Here is a 1,806-nt window from a genome sequence, read left to right as displayed (position 1 = left end):
CCGACGCCACTATGATTGTAACTCTATGTATATCAATGTATTAGATTCTATGACCTCGAGCCGATCCCTGGCACGCAACATGCCTTTAGCCATGCGAGTTTCCTGGACGAGAACAACCCCCGACAGCGAGGTGGCGACGTGAGCGAAGCGATCAAGGTCGAGAGCGGATCGTTCCAGGGCGAGGTGCTCGACAGCGCCTTGCCCGTGATGGTGGACTTCTGGGCCCCGTGGTGCGGCCCCTGCAAGCTGCTGACCCCGACCATCGAGGAGCTGGCGCGCGACTACGCCGGCAAGGCGAAGGTCGTGAAGGTCAACGTGGACGACAACCAGGACCTGGCGACGAAGTACGGCATCCGCGGCATCCCGACGGTGATGGTCTTCAAGGGCGGGCAGCCCGTGGCCTCGCTGGTGGGGATGCGGCCCAAGGCCGACCTGGCCCAGGCCCTCGACGCGGCGATGTAGCGGGGTCCCGCGGCGCCGCGGATCCGCCGAAGGCCGCAGCCTTGACCGGGGGGGCGGCAACTCCGATCATGTGCGCGACGGGTACCCCGTCCCAACCGGGAGGAAGCGCGCATGGCCGGCCTCATCGACAGGGTCAAGAGCCTCATCGCCGGCGGCGGCAAGCTCAACAACCTGGTGTTCATCGTGTTCGACAGCTGCCGCTGGGACGCCTACCAGGCGGCCCGCACGCCCAACCTCGACCGCATCGCGGCGGCCGAGAAGCGCTACAGCTACGCCAGCTGGACCAGCCCCAGCCACTACACCTTCCTGATGGGCATGGTGCCCCACCAGAGCCCCAAGGGCGTCTTCGCCAGCAACGTCTACCGCGAGGAATTCGCCCTCTGGAGCCGCCGGCTGAACATGGCCGACGTGGAGTTCGGCAAGTTCGTGCCCCAGCTCTCGCTGCCGCACTTCCTGAAGGCGGCCGGCTACTGGAACGAGGGCTGGGTCAGCCTGCCGGTGCTGAACCCGATGACCAGCATGAGCCAGCACTTCGACAAGTACGAGCTCGCCCCCAGCCACAACGACCTGGGCCTGATCTTCCAGCAGCTGCAGTTCCGGGACGACCGCCCCTCGTTCTTCTTCCTCAACACCGGCGAGACGCACTACCCCTACCTGCTGCCCGGCGAGAAGCCCGGCGACCTGCCGCACATCTCGGGCGTCCACGGCGTGTTCAAGCACCTCGACGACTTCCTGAAGAACCCCTCGGAGTTCATGCAGGACAAGAAGGAGGAGGAGTTCTTCACGCCGGCGCAGTTCCGCGCCTTCTACGACAAGCAGGTCGTCTGCGTGGAGCACCTCGACCGGGTCGTGGGCGAGTTCATGGAGCGCTGCCCGCGCAACACCTACTTCATGGTGATGTCGGACCACGGGGAGCTGTTCGGGGAGGACGGGTACTTTGGGCATGGGCCCATCTTCCACGAGAAGGTTTTCGAGGTATTCTATCTGGAGGGGCGGTTGCCCTAGTACGCACCTCGGAGAGACACACAGAGGCCCCGCGCTGCTCATGCCTGGAAGGAAATCGCAGCGCGGGGCCTCTGTGTGTCTCTCCGAGGTGGAACAAGGGGCAAGCCGCCGCAGCAGATAGAATGCCTCAAACTACAAGGAGGGAGAGCAGGGCGGGGGTCACTTCGTCGAGGCGGGTGCAGCGGGCGAGCAGGGTGGCGGCACCCGGGCCCCAGGCGAGCAGGGGGACGGGGTTGCGGGTGTGGGAGCGGGTGGAGAGGTCTTCGAGGTTGCCGTGGTCGCTGGTGAGCAGGACGAGGGTTTCGGGGGCGGCGCCGCGGTGCTCGATCTCGGAAAGCG

General features: G+C 65.7%; 3 protein-coding genes. 2 read left to right on the top strand and 1 reads right to left on the bottom strand.

What is annotated here, in order from left to right:
* Positions 1 to 138 precede the first annotated feature (138 nt).
* On the top strand, positions 139 to 462 hold the full coding sequence (gene trxA, locus Q7W29_02690) for a thioredoxin (protein ID MDO9170718.1): 324 nt from the start codon (positions 139 to 141) through the stop codon (positions 460 to 462).
* A 111-nt stretch (positions 463 to 573) separates the two neighbouring features.
* Positions 574 to 1,467, top strand: coding sequence for a sulfatase-like hydrolase/transferase (locus Q7W29_02685; protein MDO9170717.1), 894 nt, complete (start codon positions 574 to 576; stop codon positions 1,465 to 1,467).
* A gap of 127 nt (positions 1,468 to 1,594) precedes the next feature.
* On the opposite strand, the gene Q7W29_02680 is transcribed toward Q7W29_02685, so the two are convergent.
* On the bottom strand, positions 1,595 to 1,806 hold a 212-nt coding region (locus Q7W29_02680), incomplete at its 5' end, for a hypothetical protein (protein ID MDO9170716.1).

This window comes from bacterium, from assembly GCA_030654305.1.
Lineage (GTDB): Bacteria > Krumholzibacteriota > Krumholzibacteriia > LZORAL124-64-63 > LZORAL124-64-63 > PNOJ01.
The sequence above is the reverse complement of the archived record's forward strand: the minus strand, read 5'-3'. Positions and strand labels throughout refer to the sequence as shown.

Excerpts from the sequence above, each read along its gene's own strand:
- Q7W29_02685 (MDO9170717.1), top strand. The coding sequence starts at position 574 with ATGGCCGGCCTCATCGACAGGGTCAAGAGCCTCATCGCCGGCGGCGGC.